General features: G+C 63.9%; 18 protein-coding genes. 13 read left to right on the forward strand and 5 right to left on the reverse strand.

Going from position 1 to position 18784, the window contains the following annotated elements:
- Positions 1–34: 34 nt before the first annotated feature.
- Together BM083_RS17185 and BM083_RS17190 are read right to left on the reverse strand one after the other, a co-directional pair.
- Entirely contained in the window at positions 35–1438 is a 1404-nt protein-coding gene (locus BM083_RS17185; RefSeq protein ID WP_089871003.1) for an MATE family efflux transporter, read from the reverse strand.
- Between the two features lie 108 nt (positions 1439–1546).
- Positions 1547–2209: a helix-turn-helix domain-containing protein gene (locus BM083_RS17190; RefSeq protein ID WP_089871006.1), complete on the reverse strand. Its 663-nt coding sequence runs from the start codon at positions 2207–2209 to the stop codon at positions 1547–1549.
- A gap of 193 nt (positions 2210–2402) precedes the next feature.
- Between BM083_RS17190 and BM083_RS17195 the strand changes: the two genes are divergently transcribed.
- The 8 genes from BM083_RS17195 to lpdA all read left to right on the forward strand — a co-directional run bounded on the left by BM083_RS17195 (position 2403) and on the right by lpdA (position 11607).
- Positions 2403–2852 (forward strand): hypothetical protein, encoded by a 450-nt coding sequence (locus BM083_RS17195; RefSeq protein ID WP_089871009.1) that lies wholly within the window; start codon positions 2403–2405, stop codon positions 2850–2852.
- A gap of 8 nt (positions 2853–2860) precedes the next feature.
- Positions 2861–4387, forward strand: coding sequence for an alpha,alpha-trehalose-phosphate synthase (UDP-forming) (locus BM083_RS17200; protein ID WP_089871313.1), 1527 nt, complete (start codon positions 2861–2863; stop codon positions 4385–4387).
- Positions 4365–5210, forward strand: a complete 846-nt coding sequence (gene otsB, locus BM083_RS17205; RefSeq protein WP_089871012.1) for a trehalose-phosphatase — start codon at positions 4365–4367, stop codon at positions 5208–5210. Before BM083_RS17200 ends, otsB begins: the two co-directional genes overlap by 23 nt.
- Before the next feature lie 37 nt (positions 5211–5247).
- A complete protein-coding gene (gene lipA / locus BM083_RS17210; RefSeq protein WP_089871015.1) occupies positions 5248–6180 on the forward strand; it encodes a lipoyl synthase in 933 nt (310 codons plus the stop codon).
- Between the two features lie 328 nt (positions 6181–6508).
- Positions 6509–7612 (forward strand): pyruvate dehydrogenase (acetyl-transferring) E1 component subunit alpha, encoded by a 1104-nt coding sequence (gene pdhA / locus BM083_RS17215; protein ID WP_009367282.1) that lies wholly within the window; start codon positions 6509–6511, stop codon positions 7610–7612.
- A complete protein-coding gene (locus tag BM083_RS17220) occupies positions 7613–8596 on the forward strand; it encodes an alpha-ketoacid dehydrogenase subunit beta (protein ID WP_089871017.1) in 984 nt (327 codons plus the stop codon).
- 1 nt (position 8597) lies between these two features.
- Entirely contained in the window at positions 8598–10178 is a 1581-nt protein-coding gene (locus BM083_RS17225) for a 2-oxo acid dehydrogenase subunit E2 (RefSeq protein ID WP_089871018.1), read from the forward strand.
- Between the two features lies 1 nt (position 10179).
- Positions 10180–11607: a dihydrolipoyl dehydrogenase gene (gene lpdA, locus BM083_RS17230; RefSeq protein WP_089871020.1), complete on the forward strand. Its 1428-nt coding sequence runs from the start codon at positions 10180–10182 to the stop codon at positions 11605–11607.
- A 12-nt stretch (positions 11608–11619) separates the two neighbouring features.
- On the opposite strand, the gene BM083_RS23485 is transcribed toward lpdA, so the two are convergent.
- The 3 genes from BM083_RS23485 to BM083_RS17245 all read right to left on the reverse strand — a co-directional run bounded on the left by BM083_RS23485 (position 11620) and on the right by BM083_RS17245 (position 14295).
- Positions 11620–12507 carry a hypothetical protein gene (locus tag BM083_RS23485; protein WP_177197683.1) on the reverse strand — a complete coding sequence of 296 codons (888 nt, stop codon included), beginning with the start codon at positions 12505–12507 and terminating at the stop codon, positions 11620–11622.
- Positions 12508–12685: 178 nt separating this feature from the next.
- A complete protein-coding gene (locus BM083_RS17240; RefSeq protein ID WP_177197684.1) occupies positions 12686–13678 on the reverse strand; it encodes a helix-turn-helix transcriptional regulator in 993 nt (330 codons plus the stop codon).
- A 266-nt stretch (positions 13679–13944) separates the two neighbouring features.
- The gene (locus BM083_RS17245; RefSeq protein ID WP_089871025.1) at positions 13945–14295 is read right to left on the reverse strand and encodes a hypothetical protein; all 351 of its coding nucleotides are present in this window, start codon (positions 14293–14295) and stop codon (positions 13945–13947) included.
- A gap of 205 nt (positions 14296–14500) precedes the next feature.
- Here BM083_RS17245 and BM083_RS17250 point away from each other — a divergent pair, with 205 nt between their 5' ends.
- The 5 genes from BM083_RS17250 (at position 14501) to BM083_RS17270 (ending at position 18777) form a co-directional block, all read left to right on the forward strand.
- Positions 14501–15652, forward strand: coding sequence for an inorganic phosphate transporter (locus tag BM083_RS17250; RefSeq protein WP_089871028.1), 1152 nt, complete (start codon positions 14501–14503; stop codon positions 15650–15652).
- A 111-nt stretch (positions 15653–15763) separates the two neighbouring features.
- Positions 15764–16153 carry a ferredoxin Fer gene (fer, locus tag BM083_RS17255; protein ID WP_009367273.1) on the forward strand — a complete coding sequence of 130 codons (390 nt, stop codon included), beginning with the start codon at positions 15764–15766 and terminating at the stop codon, positions 16151–16153.
- Between the two features lie 100 nt (positions 16154–16253).
- Entirely contained in the window at positions 16254–17255 is a 1002-nt protein-coding gene (locus BM083_RS17260) for an A24 family peptidase (RefSeq protein WP_089871030.1), read from the forward strand.
- A 39-nt stretch (positions 17256–17294) separates the two neighbouring features.
- Positions 17295–17657 (forward strand): phosphoribosyl-AMP cyclohydrolase, encoded by a 363-nt coding sequence (gene hisI / locus BM083_RS17265; RefSeq protein ID WP_009367271.1) that lies wholly within the window; start codon positions 17295–17297, stop codon positions 17655–17657.
- 7 nt (positions 17658–17664) lie between these two features.
- The gene (locus BM083_RS17270; RefSeq protein ID WP_089871032.1) at positions 17665–18777 is read left to right on the forward strand and encodes a DUF7118 family protein; all 1113 of its coding nucleotides are present in this window, start codon (positions 17665–17667) and stop codon (positions 18775–18777) included.
- Positions 18778–18784 lie beyond the last annotated feature (7 nt).

The raw sequence follows: 18784 nt of genomic DNA on the forward strand, positions 1-18784 counted from the left end.
CGACGCCCGAATTCGGGCACCGAATTTTCTGTATTCAATCCGCCGCCGTCGAACTCGCCTGTTCTGCCGCCCGTTCCAGCATCCCATCGCGCGTCGAGTACCAGTAGTACCCACCCAACCAGAGCGCGGCAGCGACGTTCGAGAGCGTGACGGCCCAGAACGCCGCCTCGACACCCTGTCCGAGGACGAACGCACCGCCAGCAGCGATGGGAAGGCGGACGCCCCAGTACTGCGCCATCGTCGACCACATGCTCACGTTCGTCCGACTCGCGCCGTTGAACCCGGCTTCGAGCGTGTAGATGGCACCGAGTGCCCAGTAGCCGAAGACGAGAATCTGGAGGTAGCGGACCGTCGACTCTAGCGCCGCCGCCGAGATGTCCCGGACGAACAGGTGCGCGATGGCAGCAGGAAAGAGATACTGGACGACACCGACGGCGGACAGACCGACGACGGCGACGGCGACGCCGACCCACGTCGTCCGTTCGGCCCGGTCCGGATAGTCCGCACCGAGATTCTGCCCGATGACGCTCGTCGCCGCCTGTCCGAGACCGCTCGCGGGGACGAAGGCGAGAGTCGCGATACGTGCGCCGATGGTGTAGGCGGCCAGCCCTGCGGCCCCGCCGGCCAGGGAGACGATAGAGACCATCAGGACGCGAGCGAGATGCCGACCCGCGTTCTGGACGGCGATGGGGTAGCCGACTTCGACGAGGTCACGAAAGAGGTCGGGTTGCAACGAGAGCGCATCACGCGTGAGCGTGAACTCGGTCGTATCGCGAGTCGTGTACCAGAGTGCGACGAGTGCACCGACGGTGTACCCGACGCCCGTGGCGACGGCCGCACCGTAAATCTCCCACCGAGGGAACACCCACCACCCGAGGATGAGAAACGGGTCGAGGACGAGGTTGACGACGATGGCCGAGACGTTGACGATGAAGGCGATACGGGTGGCACCCCACGCGGTGAACCCGCTTTCGAGGGTGTCGCTGAGCACCGACGGAACGAGCGCATAGAGCGCAAACGCCGTCAGGTACGTCACTGCGAGGTCGAAGACGAGAGGAGACGGGTCGAGGAGAGCGACCAGTTCGTCACCGAAGGCGAGGACGAGACCGATGAGAACGAGCGAGAGCGGCAGTGCGAGCGCGATGGCGTTGAACGGTACACGTCGTGCGGCCTCGATGTCGCCGGCACCGACGCGTTGGGAGGTGAGAATCTGACTCCCGACGAACAGCATGATGAGCGGCACCATGAGTAGCGCCGTGTACGGGATGACGAGGCCGACGGCCGCGACGGCCTCCTCGCCGAGGCGGCCGACCCAGAAGATGTCGACGACCGACTGCGCGACCAGCGCGAAGTTCTGTGCGACGAGCGGAGCGGCTAACACGAGGAGTGCACGGGGAATCGAACCCTCGGTGATCTCGTCTTTCGCGAGGTCGAACATTACTATGAATTTGTCCAAACAAACCTACAATAAATGCTTGCCGGTGTTTGTCACCCACACCACGCGATACCAGACACTGACCGCCAGCGACGCACAACGACCAGCAGTTCAGGAACCGATGGTCGACTCGTCGGGACGAAGCGCGCTGTTGATGAGCGCGCGGTGGCCTCGGCGGAGTCGCTCGGAGACGGCCTGTTGGGAGATGCCGAGCGAGTCGGCCAGTTCTTCCATCGTGACCGACCGAGGGACGTCGAAGTAGCCCTTTTCGGCGGCGACGACGAGCGTCTCGTACTGGTCTTCCGAGAGGCCGAACCCGCCTCGACCGGCCGACTGCTGGAGGTCGTACACGTTCCGGACGGTGAAGCTCAGTTCGTTTTCCTCGCAGAAGGAACTCGTCGACGAGAGCGACGCTCGGTTGGGAAAGAGGATACGGAGTTGCCAGTGCGTGTCGCGGCCGTGCATCTCGACGACGGCCGCTGCCTCCTCGCCGACCATGTGGAGGACGACGTCGACGTTGCCCTCCCAGTTCATCCGGAACAGTTTCTCTTTCTCCAAGTCGTCGACGAGATGGGCCTCGGAGACGGTCGGGTCCGCTTCTAGGGCGGTCGTGATACCACTCAGGTCGTCGCCGGAGACCTGCACGTACGGGGTCAACTTCTCTTCGTGGGCAGCCATACGGACCACCTCGAAATGTGCGTCGGGAAAGGCCGTGAGCGTCTCGTACAGTGCGAACTCCTCGGCCGGCAGTTCGATTTCGGCAATCGTGCTCATATAGTAGACAGCGACCGTGATAGGATTTAAGCTAGTGGCCGCGTTCGCGACCACACTCAATTAATCCAGAAAGTTCTGATTTTGATGATGAAAATTGAGAACAACTGACACACCGTTGCTCGACGCCGTCTTGCGGTTCTGAATATACAGGCAAAACCTGTTTTCCCTATCCGGTTGACCGACTAGTTGTATCATGAGCACGATTCGGCCGACCGATCGGGAGTTCACCCCCGTCGGGTGGGTACAGACGTCGCAGACGGACCCACTACAGTTTACCCACCAACAGACGGGGCTGTGTATCGAGGCCATCCGTGGTGTCTCCACACCACGACCGGGAATCGAGGACTGTACTGGCTGGACACTCCGCTACCGGAAACCAGTCGGTGAGATGGAGACGACCGCGACTATCGGTCACGCCGTGACGAAGGAGCGAGCGAAGCGTCTCATCTTCGATGGGATGCAGGCGTACAACCGAATGCGAAGCTACGCCGATAGTGACGGTGCGAACAGTGCAGACGACACCATCGACATCGACACGCTGGCCCGGAAGTTGGCGGCGGTGTGCGAACGCGGTGTCGGGTCCGACGTACACGCTGACGCTGACGCCGACGCCACGAGCGACGACGCGGACAGGAGGTGGTGACCCGACAGATGTCAGGGACGCTACAGCCACCGAACGAATCCGACGCACCGGCCGACCGACTCATCGGTGACCGAAACCTCCTCGTCGTCTCGAACCGCGAACCGTACCAGCACCGTTACCGCGACGACGGAGACGGAGACAAGCGAATCGTCGTCGACGAACCAATCGGTGGCCTCACCGCCGGCCTCGACCGAGTCATGCAACGCACGGGCGGGACGTGGATCGCGTGGGGCGACGGCGACGCCGACCCCGACGTCGTCAACACCGCAAACTGCGTCGAGGTACCACCGGAGGACCCCCAGTACACGCTCAAGCGGGTGTGGCTCGGCGAGCAAGAGATGCGCGAGTACTACTACGGGTTCAGCAACCAGGTACTCTGGCCGCTCTGTCACGACCTCGTCGGGAAGGCGAACTTCGAGGGGTCGTTCTGGCAGCGGTATCAGGCGGTCAACGAGACGTTCACCGACATCGTCACCGACCGGGCCGACGACGACACCGTCGTCTGGTTCCAAGATTACCACCTCGCGCTCGCCCCACGGATGGCCCGAGAAGAGCTACCGGAAGCGACGTTCCTCCAGTTCTGGCACATCCCGTGGCCCGCGTGGGACACCTTCCGGGTCTGCCCGCAACGGCGGGAGTTGCTCGAAGGACTGCTCGGCAACGACCTGCTCGGGTTCCACATCGAGCGCTACTGTCAACAGTTCCTCGACTGCGTCGAGGGCTGTCTGGACGACGCCGTCGTCGACCGAGAGGCGGGGACAGTCCACTACGACGGGCGGACCACGCGCGTCGCCGCCTTCCCGATGAACGTCGACGCCGACCGAATCGAGCGGTTGAGCAACACGTGTGACGAGGACGCGTGGGCCGACTTCCGGGAGCAGTACGGCGTCGGCGACGACGTGAAAGTCGCCATCGGTGTCGAGCGTCTCGACTACACGAAGGGAATACCCGAGCGACTGGACGCCTTAGAGACCTTCTGGGACGAACATCCCGAGTGGCGAGGGGAGCTCACCTACGTCCAGAAGGCCAGCAAGAGCAGAATCGAGATACCCGAGTACCAAACGCTCGTCGAGACGGTCCACGAGAAGATAGCCCACCTCAACGACCGGTTCGGCACCGACGACTGGACCCCAGTCGTCTACGTCGACGAGATGCTCTCGGACGAGGAACTGTACGGGCTCTACCGTCACAGTGACCTCGCACTCGTGACCCCCATTCGAGACGGGATGAACCTCGTCGCCAAGGAGTACGTCGCCGCGCAGACGGGTGACGCCGGCGTGTTGCTCCTGAGCGAACTCGCCGGTGCCGACGAGAGTCTCGGCGGCGACGCACTCACGGTCGAACCGTACGACACCGCAGCGTTCGCAGACCAGATAGTTCGAGCACTCACGATGCCGACTGAAGAGCGCGTGCGTCGGATGACCAGTCTCCGAGAGACGGTTGGCACGAACGACCTCGAAGCGTGGATTGGCGCCCTGTTCGAGGCGGTTCGCGAACAGAGTGCCTCGACCGATGGATTCGAAACCGATGGGTGACGCTCGAACACCGCCCGACGACGGTGGTCTCGAACACACCACCGCGGTCGTCGGCGCACGACTCGAAGCGGCCGACCGAGTCCTCCTCTGTGCGGACTTCGACGGTGCGCTCACGGCGAACGAGGGTCGACTCCCCCCAGTGTGCAGACGACAGCTCGAACAGCTACAGGCGACAGAACGGATGACTGTCGCCGTCGTCAGCGACAGAGAACTCGTCGACCTGCGTTCGCGGGTCGGCCTCGACGACATCAGCTACAGTGGAAGCGACGGGGTCGAACGCCACGCCGACGGCGAGACGCAGGTCCATCCACGAGTCCACGGCGTGCTGGATGACACGAGACGCGTCCGGACGGCGCTGGTCGACGCGTACCGCACGGAGATGGGTCTCCACGTCGAGGACAGGGGCTGGAGTGTCACCGTCCACTACGGACCTGCGGACGCCGACCGTGCGTCCGAACTCGCCGACGAAGTCGCAGCGCTCGTCAAGCACGTCGGAGACGAACGTCTCGACGTCGTCCACGAGAATCACGCCATCGACGTTCGTCCGACAGTCGAGTGGGACAGAGGCGTGTGCGTGGAGACACTCGTCGACGACGCGCCCGACGACTACCTCCCCGTCTATCTCGGTGCCGGCGAGACTGACCGACCGGCGTTCCAGGCGGTCGAGCGACACGACGGCGTCAGCGTCGGTGTCGACTGTGAGGGTGCACAGACCCGGCTCGACGGTCCGAAAGAGAGTGTGGCGTTTCTGCGCTGGTTGGCAGAGAGTCGGGGCGGTCAGCATCGTCGCGACGCGACGACACACCGACCGCACTCGGCGTAATCCTCACGTTTTTGCCCTCCCGGACGAAGAGAGAGCTATGAGCAGCAGGCGCAAGCCGGACTGGCTGAAGATGCGCCCGCCGGCGGGCCAGCGATTTACGGAGATCAAACAGACACTACGGGACCGGAACCTCCACACGGTCTGTGAGGAGGCCAACTGTCCGAATCTCGGCGAGTGTTGGAGCGGCCGGGACGGCCCGGGGACGGCGACGTTCATGCTGATGGGCGACCGCTGTTCGCGCGGGTGTAACTTCTGTGACGTCCAGACGGGCGGGATGGAGCCACTGGACCCCGACGAACCGGCGAACGTCGCCGAGGCGGTGGCCGAAATCGGCCTCGACTACGTCGTCCTCACCTCCGTCGACCGCGACGACCTGCCGGACCAAGGCGCGGCACACTTCGCCGAGACGATTCGCGAGATAAAGCAGCGCGACTCGTCGATTCTCGTCGAAGTACTCATTCCGGACTTCCAGGGCCGACCCGACTGCGTTCGCCAGATTATCGAGGCCGAACCCGACGTCGTCGCCCACAACATCGAGACGGTCGAACGCCTCCAGTGGCCCGTCCGTGACCGGCGCGCGCGCTACGACCAGTCGCTGTCGGTACTCGAACAGGTGGAGGCAGAGTCGGACATCTACACCAAGACGAGCATCATGCTCGGACTGGGCGAGTACGACCACGAGATTTACCAGACGCTCTCGGACCTCCGCGAGGCCGACGTCGACATCGTGACGCTCGGGCAGTATCTCCAACCGTCTCGCTCTCATCTCGACGTGTTCGAGTACGTGCATCCGGACTCCTTCGAGACGTGGCGGCGAGTGGCGGAAGACGAGTTGGGATTCCTCTACTGTGCCTCGGGGCCGATGGTCCGCTCGTCGTACAAAGCGGGCGAGTTGTTCGTCGACGCCCTCCTCCGCGATGGCAAGGGCGTCGAACAGGCCCGTGTCGAAGCCCGCGCCGCGAGCAACTGAGTCGAAACGCTCGAACGTCTCTCGCCGCTGTGCGCCGCCTCCGTGCCGTTTGCTGGTTCTCGCGTGGATTCCTACGTCCTGCCACTTGTTCACGTAGCACACCGGTGACAGCAATTGTTCCCGTACGTCCATTAACGACCGTAGAACGCGCGGTCCGATTACCGATTCGTCCAGATACTTCACAACGTCAGAAAATTCGTCCGATTATCGGGGTGAAAGTGGACAGATTTCGAGTCGAGTGGCAAGAATCCTAACTATAGTAAACTATTTACGAAAATCATTTAATGCGGGCGAGAGTGGGTTCGTCCATGCAACGGAGGGTTGGACTATGAGTACGCTGCAACGGGACCCCGAAGAGCAGGTACAGGTTCTCGACGAGAACGGTGGTGTCGTCGGCGAGGTACCGGACCTCGGGGACGACGAACTCGTGGAGATGTACCGGGCGATGCGACTCGCCCGACATTTCGACAAACGCGCCGTCAGCCTCCAACGACAGGGGCGGATGGGGACGTATCCCCCGCTCTCTGGGCAGGAAGGAGCCCAGATTGGGAGCACTATGGCGCTCGACGACGACGACTGGATGTTTCCTAGCTATCGTGAACACGGTGGGGCAGTCGTCCGCGGCGTCCCGCTGACCCAGACGCTCCTCTACTGGATGGGTCACGAGGACGGCAACAAGATGACACCCGACACCAACGTCTTCCCCGTCGCCGTCCCCATCTCGACGCAGATTCTCCACGCCACCGGCGCGGCGTGGGCGTCGAAATTGAAGGGCGACGACGAGAAGGCGTTCATCTGTTACTTCGGCGACGGCGGCACCAGCGAGGGTGACTTCCACGAGGGACTCAACTTCGCGGGCGTCTTCGACACGCCGAACGTCTTCTTCTGTAACAACAACCAGTGGGCGATTTCGGTCCCCCGAGAGCGACAGACCGCCTCGAAGACCATCGCACACAAGGCCGTCGCCTACGGCTTCGACGGCGTGCAGGTCGACGGGATGGACCCACTGGCCGTCTACAAGGTCACTCGCGACGCCGTCGAGAAGGCGAAGAACCCCGGCGACCGACGTCGGCCGACGCTCATCGAGGCCGTCCAGTACCGTTTCGGCGCGCACACCACCGCGGACGACCCGACGGTCTACCGCGACGACGACGAAGTCGAGAAGTGGAAGGCCAAGGACCCGATTCCGCGACTGGAGAAGTTCCTCCGCGAGACGGGACGACTCGACGACGAGTCCGTCGACGCCGTCACGCAGTCCGTCGAAGAGCAAGTGGCCGACGCCATCGACGAGGCAGAGTCCGTCCCACGACCGGAACCGTCGGAGATGTTCGAGTCCGTCTACGCAGAGATGCCCGACCACCTGCGCGAGCAGATGGAGGACTTCGAGCAACTTCGCGAACAGGTCGGCGACGAAGCATTCCTGAGAGAGTAAATGAGTACACAAAACCTCACCCTGGTCCAAGCAGTACGAGACGGTCTCTACACCGAAATGAAGCAGGACGACGACGTGCTCGTCATGGGCGAAGACGTCGGCAAGAACGGCGGCGTCTTCCGCGCGACGGAAGGACTCTACAACGAGTTCGGTGACGACCGCGTCATCGACACGCCGTTGGCCGAGTCCGGTATCGTCGGCACCGCCATCGGGATGGCCGCCTACGGTCTCAAGCCGGTTCCCGAAATGCAGTTCTCGGGGTTCATGTACCCCGCGTTCGACCAAATCGTCTCGCACGCCGCGCGCCTCCGAAACCGGAGTCGTGGGCGGTTCACCTGCCCGCTCGTCGTCCGCGCACCCTACGGCGGCGGCATCCGCGCACCCGAACACCACTCCGAGTCGAAAGAGGCGTTCTACGCCCACGAAGCGGGCCTGAAGGTGGTCATTCCCTCGACACCGTACGACACGAAGGGACTGCTCATCTCGGCCATCCGCGACCCCGACCCGGTCATCTTCCTCGAACCGAAACTCATCTACCGCGCGTTCCGCGGTGAAGTTCCCGAAGAGGACTACACGGTGCCACTCGGCGAGGCCGCCGTCCGCCGCGAGGGCACGGACATCTCCGTGTTCACCTACGGCGCGATGAGTCGGCCGACCCAAGAGGCCGCAGAGAACCTGAGCGAGGAGGGAATCGACGTGGAAGTCGTCGACCTGCGGACCGTCTCCCCGCTGGACGAGGCGGCAATCGTCGAGTCGTTCAAGAAGACCGGCCGCGCGGCCGTCGTCCACGAGGCACCCCGGAAGGGCGGCCTCGCAGGCGAGATTACGGCCGTCATCCAAGAGGAGGCGCTCCTCTATCAGGAGGCACCGGTCGAGCGCATCACCGGGTTCGACGTCCCGTTCCCGCTGTACGCGCTGGAAGACTACTACCTGCCCTCTGTCGCTCGCATCGAGGAAGGCATCCGCAACGCGGTGGAGTTCTAACATGGGTTCGAAAGACTTCAAACTCCCAGACGTCGGCGAAGGTGTCGCAGAGGGTGAACTCGTCTCGTGGCTCGTCGGCCCCGGCGACACCGTCGAAGAGGACCAACCCGTCGCCGAAGTGGAGACGGACAAGGCGCTCGTCGAGGTGCCGTCGCCGTACAACGGCACGGTCAAAGAACTCCACGTCGAGGAGGGCACGATGGTCCCCGTCGGCGACGTCATCATCACCTACGAAGTCGAGGGTGAAGGCGACGAGTCCGCAGAAGCCGAACCGGAGCCTGAGGTCGAGGAGACGGCCGAAGCGGACGCAGAAGCGTCTGCAGAGGCTGAAACGGCCGAATCCGAACAGGCCGAGTCGTCGGCGAAAGGTGGCCGCGTCTTCGCGGCCCCGAGCGCCCGACGCCTCGCGCGCGAACTCGGTGTCGACATCGCCGCCGTCAGCGGCAGTGGCCCGAGCGGCCGCGTCACCGACGCGGACGTTCGGCAGGCCGCCGAGAGCGAAGCGGGTGCGAGCGCGAGTGCAGAGACAGAATCCGAAGCGCAAGATGGCGACGGCCCCCGCGACGTCGACGTCGACAGGAAGTCCTCGGTGACGAAGCGCGGCGAGGCAGGTAACGGCCAGCAACCGAGTGACGTCGAGGCCGCAGGCCGCGACCGGACGCTGGCCGCACCGGCGACTCGGCGCACGGCGAAAGAGCAGGGCGTCGACCTGAACGACGTGCCCGCGACCGAGATGCGCGACGGCGAGGCGTTCGTCTCCGCCGCCGCAGTGACAGAGTACGCCGAGGCCCAACAGGCCGCACAGGAAGCCGACGCGCAAGCCGTCGCCGAGGCCGGCGCAGTCGCCGACGAAGAGACCGCATCCGCCACGAGCGAGGGAGGTATCTCCGGCGAGCGCATCCCGTATCGAGGGGTTCGCCGCACCATCGGCGAAGCGATGCAGAACTCGAAGTTCACCGCGCCGCACGTCACCCACCACGACAGCACCGACGTGAGTGCGCTGGTCGAACTCCGCGCCGAGTTGAAGGAAGTCGCCGCCGAACGCGACGTCCGTCTGAGCTACATGCCGTTCGTGATGAAGGCCATCGCGGCGGCCCTCAAGCAGTATCCGTACATGAACGCGACGCTCGACGAGGAGAACGAGGAGATCGTCCTCCGCGACGAGTACCACATCGGTGTCGCCACCGCGACGGATGCGGGTCTGATGGTTCCGGTCGTCGAGAACGTCGACCAGAAGGGTCTCCTCCAAATCGCCGAGGAGATGAACGACAAGATCGAGCGCGCTCGTGACCGCTCTATCGGCCGCGACGAACTCCGTGGCAGTACGTTCACCATCACCAACTTCGGCGTCGTCGGCGGCGAGTACGCCACGCCCATCATCAACTACCCCGAGGTAGGTATCATGGGTCTCGGCGAGTTGAAAGAGCGCGCCGTCGTCGAAGACGGCGACGTCGTCGCCCGCCACACGCTGCCGCTGTCGCTGTCTATCGACCACCGCATCCTCGACGGCGCGGTGGCCGCCCAGTTCGCGAACAAGGTCATGGAGTACCTGCAACACCCCAAACTGCTGCTACTCGAATAATATGGTCGTCGGAGACATCTCAACCGGAACCGAAGTACTGGTCATCGGCGCGGGACCGGGCGGCTACGTCGCCGCCATCCGCGCCGCACAGAACGGTCTCGACACGACGCTCGTCGAGAAGGACGCCTACGGCGGCACCTGCCTGAATCACGGCTGTATCCCTTCGAAGGCCTACATCACGGGCGCGAACCTCGCCTACGACGCGGGCCACGCCGAAGAGATGGGAATCCACGCCGACCCTGTCGTCGACATGGCGGGCATGCGCGAGTGGAAGAACGGCATCGTCGACCAACTGACCGGGGGCGTCGAGAAACTCTGCAAGGCCAACGGCGTCAACCTCGTGAAGGGGACGGCGACGTTCAAAGACGATTCGAGCGTTCGAGTCGCCCACGGCGGCGAAGGCCAGGGGTCGGAGACCATCACGTTCGAACACTGTATCGTCGCTACTGGGAGTCGGCCGATGCAGATTCCCGGCTTCGACTTCGCGGACGAGCACGTCCTCTCGTCGCGTGATGCGCTCGCACTGGAGTACGTTCCCGACCGCCTCGTCGTCGTCGGCGCGGGCTACATCGGGATGGAACTCTCCACCGTGTTCGCCAAACTCGACTGCGAGGTGACGGTCGTCGAGATGCTCGACGACGTACTGCCGGGTTACGAAGACGACGTTGCACGCGTCGTTAAGAAGCGCGCCGAGTCGTTAGGAATCGACTTCCACTTCGGCGAAGGAGCCTCCGAGTGGCGCGAGGGCAACGACGGCGGCATCGTCGTCGCTACCGAGACGGAAGACGGCGAGGAGTCGACCTACGCCGCCGACGAGGTGCTCGTCGCCGTCGGTCGTCGGCCGGTTACGGACACGTTGAACCTCGAAAAGGCCGGTCTCGAACCGAACGAGAAGGGGTTCTTGGAGACGGACGAGCAGGCCCGAACCGACGTCGACCACATCTACGCCGTCGGCGACGTCGCCGGCGAACCGATGCTCGCCCACAAGGGGAGCAAAGAAGGGATGGTCGCCGCCGAAGTCATCGCCGGCGAACCCGCCGCCCTCGACTATCAGGCTATCCCCGCTGCCGTCTTCACCGACCCCGAAATCGGGACGGTCGGCATGACAGAAGGCGAGGCCGAGGAGATGGGCTTCGACCCCATCGTCGGGAAGTTCCCGTTCAACGCCAGCGGTCGCGCCATGACGACGGGCCACACCGACGGCTTCGTCCGCATCGTCGCCGACGAGGAGAGCGGGTTCGTCCTCGGCGGCCAAATCGTCGGCCCCGAGGCCTCCGAACTCGTCGCCGAAGTCGCACTCGCCATCGAGATGGGCGCGACGCTCGAAGACCTCACCGCGACCATCCACACCCACCCCACGCTCGCCGAGTCGGTCTTAGAGGCCGCAGAGAACGCGCTGGGACAGGCGATTCACACGCTGAACCGGTAAGCGAAGGCGTCGTTAGTCGTCTTCGTCTCCGTTTTCGTCGTCGTCCTCGTTTTCGTCTTCGTCGTCGTCCTCGTCTTCGTTTTCGTCACGACCGGATCGCCGCTCGTTCGACTCTTCTCGCGAACGCTCGCGAAGTTCCTCCATGCGCTCTTGGGCGGTCTGTCGCATGTCGGCGAACAGTCGAGGTGCGTCGTCGGAGTCGTCGAACTGGTCGGTGTCGTCAGAGTCGTCGGTGTCGTCAGAATCGTCGTCGGCGTCGTCGGTCGAGGGCGTCTCCGTCTCCTCGTCCGGCGTGTTTGGTGTGTTCGGCGTCTCTTCGGCCGTTGGTGGTTCGGGTTCCGGCGTCGGTTCTGCAGTCCTTGGTTCGGCAGTCGTCGGCGTCTCCGGAGTCTCCGGAATGTCTGGCGTCTCGGGCGTCTCTGACGTGTCCGGAGTGTCGGGAGTGTTTGGGGCCTCTGGTGTCTCCGAAGTGTCTAGCGACTCTGGCGACTCAGGCGTCTCTGGTGATTCTGGCGTCTCTGGTGACGCTGGTGTTTCAGGTGTCTCTGGGGTCTCTGGCGTCGACGGTGACGAGTCGGCGTCGGTGTCAGAGTCGTCGGACGACGATGACGAGTCTCTGGAGGACTTCGAAGATTTCGACTTCGAGCGTGTATCCGGTCTCTGCGTCGTCGCAGTCGGCGAGTCGGGCGCGTCCGAGACGGTCGTAGTGACCGCCGAGTCGGTCGGTTCGGGAGCAGGCGATGTCACTGGTGTCTCGGCACCGTCGGCCGTTTCGGAGGTCGCAGTCGCTGGTCCAGAGATGTTGTCGACGATGGGTGCGGGAGGAGCAGATGACGTCGTTCCGCCACAGCCAGCGAGCAGCACGAGCACGGCGACTAGCACTGCAGTGGCGCGCTTCATATTGCAGAGGACTACCGCAGAAGCGTCGATAAACCGCGTAGATCGTTCTGAACGGACAGTGTGTGACTAGCGACGGAGTGTCTGGGTAAACCGGACGTGTTTGCAGAGTGTCCGATTCGGTCGAAAGCCCGAAACGGGGAGGCGAGGTCGAAACGGCGAAACAGCCGACAGAAACGAGTTATTGCTCTTCTTCGAACGGCGACTGTGCGCCGTCGGGTTCGTGGCCGGGCAGCGCAACCATGTTTTCGCGCCCGAGGGTGATCTTCCTGATGCGCCCTTCCTCTTCGAGTGTCGAGAGACGGCGACTCACCTTCGACTTCGACCAGTCGGTGAGTTCGACGAGTCGACTCTGCATCAGTCGGCCGCCGTTTTCGGAGAGAATCTGGAGGATACGGTCCTCGTCGGTGATGAAGTCGGCGTCGGACGACGTCGACGGACCAGCGCCACCGTTGGCCGTCGGTGTCCCGGCAGTCGCGCCGTTGGAGGCGATACCGTCCCCGAAACCACCACGCGAAGAGAGGCGACGGTAGGCGAGGAAGGAGAGGACACCTAGGAGGACGAGGCCAGCGACGTAGAATGGCACGGCAGACTGTCTCGGGTTCAGACCGACACTCGCTTCGAGTCCATCTCGGAGGCCATCGCCGTCGGTGTCGGCTGTGACCGGATTCGTTCCGAGGTCGACCTCGTCTCCGTCGGAGAGCGTGTCGTTGTCCGTGTCGGCGACGTCGAACCGCGTGCCGCGCTGTATTTCCTCTCGGTTGAGGAGTCCGTCGTTGTCGAGGTCACCCTCGGGTCGAAGGAACGTCACCGTCGTGATGTTCGTGGCGACGGGGCCGCCACCTCGGAGAGCGTCGTCGACGACGACGGTGAGGTCGTACTCGCCTGTCGCGTTGTTCGGAGCCCTGAGTTCGGTGAACGTGAGATTCGTCGTCTCGTTGGACTCGAAAGTGACGGGTCGACAGTCCAACTCCTTGGGTTCGACGCTCTCGTTCTCGACCGGTTGCGCGAGGACACACGTCCGATAGTTCCCACTCGCGTTCCCCGTCTCGATGGTTGCGTTGGCGTTGAACCGTTCGGTGTTCCAGAGATAGAGGCTATCGCTGTTCGTCGGGACAATCGCATCCCCCCCGTACGTCGTGGTCGTGATGTGCAGGCCTCCATGTGTCGCCATCGCCACGCCACTCGTAGTCGCGAGCAACAGGAGAGACAAGAGACCAAGCGTTCTCAGCTCCATGGTCCGTGGTGGGCGTTAGCGCCCGGATATATCCGCAGGTACATCGTTGGTGCGTATGTAGTTTTTGTCCTAGCACGGGCGCGCTAACGCGTCGCTCGGTTCGACAAATCGGAGCGGTGAAAACGGAACGTTTCCTCCGAGAGAGCGCAACTCCGAACAGCACGAGGCGAATCTGTCACAAAACTCGGAGGAAGAGTGACCGATCACGCAGATGCGTCTTCGGTCGTGGTTGCCGAGGCGTTCGCAGTGGCGGCGGTGTCCTCGGTGGTGGTCACTTCGTCGTCAGTCGTCTCGTCGTCTGTTGTCTCGGTAGCGTTCATTCCGTCGTCGGTCGTCTCGGTAGCGTTCGTATCGTCTGCCGTCGTCGTTTCGTCCGTCGCCGACTCCTCGGTGGTGGTCGGTTCGGCCGTGGCAGTGTCAGTCGCTTCTGCCGTCATCTCTTCGCCTGTGGTGTCTCCCGTGGTCGTGGTGGCGTTACCACCGGTATCGTCACCGGCACAGCCAGCAATCAAGAGCATCGTCACGGCAACGAGGGTGAGTGTGAGTGTTCTCATGTGTATCGGCAGTGTCAGGAGACGACTGAACGGTGAATAAACGAAGCTGTCCGTCGCGTATCGTTCCGTACCATCTCACTCGGTTAGAGATAGTTGTAGATTGTATAGCGCTTCGAGAGAGGTTGGTACTCGCCGGGACAGTAACGGATGAACGACCGCGTGTAGGACAGAGCAAAATAAGTGTACCCGCCGGTCATGTCCACACGTGCTCTCACTCCTGCTCGTCGTCGGACTTCTCGTTGCGGTCTTCGTCGGATTCAACATCGGTGGCTCTTCTACCGGTGTCGCGTTCGGACCGGCAGTCGGGAGTAACGTCGTCAGCAAACTCACTGCGGCCGGACTGATGACGGCGTTCGCCCTCCTCGGCGGGTGGACCGTCGGGCGCAACGTCATCGAGACGATGGGAGGAGAAATCGTCCCCCGAAGCGAGTTCACCCTCATCGCCAGCGTCGGCGTCCTCTTCTTCGTCGGTCTCGCTCTCCTCGTCTCCAACACGTTCGGCGTGCCCGCGTCGACGTCGATGACGGCCGTCGGCGCGATTGCCGGTCTCGGCGTCGCCACCGGAACGCTCAACGACGGCGTCATGCTCGAAATCATCTCGTGGTGGATCGTCGCCCCCATCCTCGCCTTCTGGGTGTGCGCCGTCATCGGCCGCTACGTCTACCCGTATCTCGACGCCCGCTTCGCCATCGACCGCTCGGACGGCCCGCTCGTCGAACTCCGAACCGACGGCGGATTTCCGCGGCCGCGACTCGCGGAGTCGACGACGCGGCGAGAACTCGTCGGGATGGTGCTCGTCGTCGCCATCGCCTGTTACATGGCGTTCTCTGCGGGTGCGTCGAACGCCGCCAACGCCGTCGCACCCCTCGTCGGCAACGGCGCAATCGACGTCGAGACGGGCATCCTCCTCGCCAGCGCCGCCATCGGCGTCGGCGCGTTCACTATCGCCCGCCGGACACTGGACACCGTCGGCAACGACCTCACTGACCTGCCTATCCTCGCCGCACTCATCGTCGAAATCGTGAGCGCGAGCATCATCACGTTTCTCTCGTATCTCGGGATTCCGGCCAGTCTCGCCGTCAGCGCGACGATGTGTATTGTGGGACTGGGCTGGGGTCGGGCGACCCGGACGGTCAAACTCGGCGACGCCGTCCGCGGCGAGGGACCGGAGGTGTCGGTCAACGCACTGGCCGCCGAGACTCGAGAGGTCCGCCCGATGGGCGAACGCGAAGACGACCTGCTCGCCGACGACCTGTTCAACCCCGGCACGACGGGGCGCGTCATCTTTTTCTGGATTCTGACGCCGTCGCTGTCGGCGCTGGCCTCGTACCTGCTGTTCGCGTTCGTCCCGCTCTAATAAACGGTTCGGCCGTTCGTGTGGCTGACAGGGCGACAGATGGCGAGACGAGACGGTGGTCCCCCGACAGAACAGCAAAGCCTAATGAGGAGGGAACCGAACCGTGTCGTGATGCCCACGGTAGAATACCTTAACTACGAAGTGCTCGACGACCAGGGTTGGGATATCGACGACGACGACCTCTTCGACACCGCGGCCGACGCCGGCCTCGACGAAGAGGACTACGGTAGTCTCGACGTGAACGAAGGCGAGTACATCCTGGAAGCCGCAGAGGCGCAGGGATACGACTGGCCGTTCTCGTGCCGCGCTGGTGCCTGTGCAAACTGCGCAGCCATCATCAAGGAGGGCGAAATCGAGATGGACATGCAGCAGATCCTCTCGGACGAGGAAGTCGACGAGAAGGGCGTTCGCCTGACCTGCATCGGTTCGCCGGCAGCCGACAACGTCCAGATCGTCTACAACGCGAAGCATCTCGACTACCTCCAGAACCGCGTCATCTAAGTCGAGCACATCCCGTTTTTTTGCGCTCAGCCGTCGAGCGACAGCGTTCGTCACCTAGAATATCCGAAAAGTTGAACAGCCTCCACCGCACGTCGTCTGTATGCTCGGTTCGCTCTCCGACCTCCTTCGGCTTCTCGTGGTTCCCGTCTTCGCGTGGGCGGCCTACCGCGACATCCAGACCAGGCGGCTTCCGAACGCGCTCTGGTACCCGCTCGTCGCACTCGGCGCGGTGCTTCTCCTCTGGGACGTCGTCGCTCGCTGGCCGCTGACCGGGTTCGACGGCCGACTGTTCCTCGTCCGGGTCGCCTTCAGCCTCGGCTTCGTCGTCCCGCTGAGCTACGCCTTCTGGTGGCTCGGGGGGTTCGGCGGGGCCGACGCGAAGGCGCTCATGGCGCTCGCCGTCGTCTTTCCGACCTTCCCGGCGTACACCCTCGGAGACCTCCGTCTTCCCCTCGTCGAACCGCTGCTCGGCGTCTTCTCGATGACCATCCTCACGAACACCGTCGTCCTCGCACTCGCGTACCCGCTCGTCCTCCTCGTTCGAAACCTCGTCGCGGGCGACGTCGCACCGGTGATGTTCCTCGGTCGGCAGACAGCTATCGAGAACCTCCGGACGGAACACGGTCGGTTGCTGGAGACGCCGAACGGATTCACTCGCAGCGGACTGGACCTCGACGCCCTCCGGATGTATCTCCGCTGGCGCGGCAGCACGCTCGCGGACCTCAGAGCACGACCGGTCGACCACCGTAACCCCACGAGCGTCGGCCAGACGTTCGACCCGACCGACGGTGCAGTCCACGACGGCCCGGCGACCGACGGCGGTGTCGCAGTCGAGCGTGCAGCGGTCGATGGCGACGACGCCGACGACGGCGACGGCGTCGACGACCCCTGGGCGGCGGCACGGTTTCTCGACGACATCGACGGGACCGCCTACGGCACCTCACCGGAGTCGCTCCGTGCGGGTCTCGAACTCGTCGCCGAACGCGACCAGGTGTGGATTTCGCCCGGTCTCCCGTTCGTCGTCCCGATGTTCGCGGGACTCGTCGTCGCACTCACCGTCGGCGACCTCCTGTTCGCGTCTCTGTCGCTCTTCGGCCTCTAGACGCAAGACCTATCGGGAGGAGTCGCCTCGTTTTCGACGATGACAGTCGACGTCGACTTCGGCGACGACGGCCTCGTACCGGCCGTCGCACAGGACGCCGAGACGGGCGAGGTACTGATGCTCGCGTACGTCTCGCCGGCGGCACTGGACCGGACGCGCGAGACTGGCTACGCCCACTACTACTCACGAAGCCGTGACGAACTCTGGAAGAAAGGTGGGTCGAGCGGCCATCTCCAGACGGTACAGGAAGTCCGTGTCGACTGCGACGCCGACACCCTCCTCTATCTCGTCGACCAGGAGGGCGGGGCCTGCCACACCGGCCACCGCTCGTGTTTCTACCGGACCGTCGACGGTGACGAAGTCGGTGAGAAAGTGTTCGACCCCGACGACGTCTACGAGTAATCCAGCCATGAGTGACCCCGTTTCGAACCTCCAGACGGCCTACGAACGACTCGAATCGGTCGAACAACAGGTCGACGACGTCGGCGAAGCGCGTGTCGAAGCCGTCGCCGACGCCCACCGAAAGGCGACGCGACTGCTCGACCGCTACGCGGACTCGGCGACCGGAAGTGGCGACTTCCAATCCTACCTCCAGTTCCAAAACGAGTTCATCGGTCTCGTCGACGAGTTGCCCGAAGATCTCCCGCACCGCGAGGCGTTCGAGGCGGCGAGCGACCGGATGGACAAACGTCGCCTGAACGAGGGTGATTTCGCCTTCGCGCGCGAGACACTCGAACCGGCGGCTGAGACGGCCGCGCTCCTCTCGAAGCGCGAGGAGGCACGAGACGACTACCACGTCGCCCGGCGAGCGGCCCACCGCCGGAAGACGGAGTTAGACGAGCGACTCGACGAACTGGACCGACTCCAGCGACTCGGCGAGGTGGACTTGGACGCGCCCGTCGAACTCCTGCGCGACCCTATCGAGTCGTACAACGAGAGCGTGAACGCATCGTTCCAGCGGTTCCGACGCGAGGCGAGTGCTCGCGACTTTCTCGACTTCGTGGCGGTGACAGACCGGTATCCGTTCGTCGAGTTCGAGACGCCGCCGAGCGACCTGCGCGAGTACGTCGACAGCCATGCCGCAGGCGATGAGTCGGTGACGCAGTTGCTGGAGTACGCGGACTACTCCGCCTCGAAACTGGCTCACTACGTCGACGACGCGGGTGCGCTACAGACGAACGTCGCCGTCCACCGGACCTATCTCGAACGAGTGGACGCCGACCCGCTGACCGTCGCGTGGCCGCCCGAGTCGGCGGGCGTGCTCCGCCACCGGAGCGAAGAACTCGTCACCGTCGTCGGACGGTTCGCAGACGAAGAGACGGTGGCGCTGGCACGCGAGATTCGCGACCTGACCGAGCGTGACGACTACGAGCGGTTGCGGACGGCCGCGGCGGCACAGAGCGAGTTGACCGACGACGAGCGAGAACGCGTGACGAGCGGTGCCGTCGCCGACGAGCGTGCCGAGGCGGAGGCCGAACGCGAGCGACTCACCGAGGTGCTGTCGTCGACGCCGAGTCGGTGAGTGCAGA

Source organism: Halogranum rubrum, from assembly GCF_900114455.1.
Lineage (GTDB): Archaea > Halobacteriota > Halobacteria > Halobacteriales > Haloferacaceae > Halogranum > Halogranum rubrum.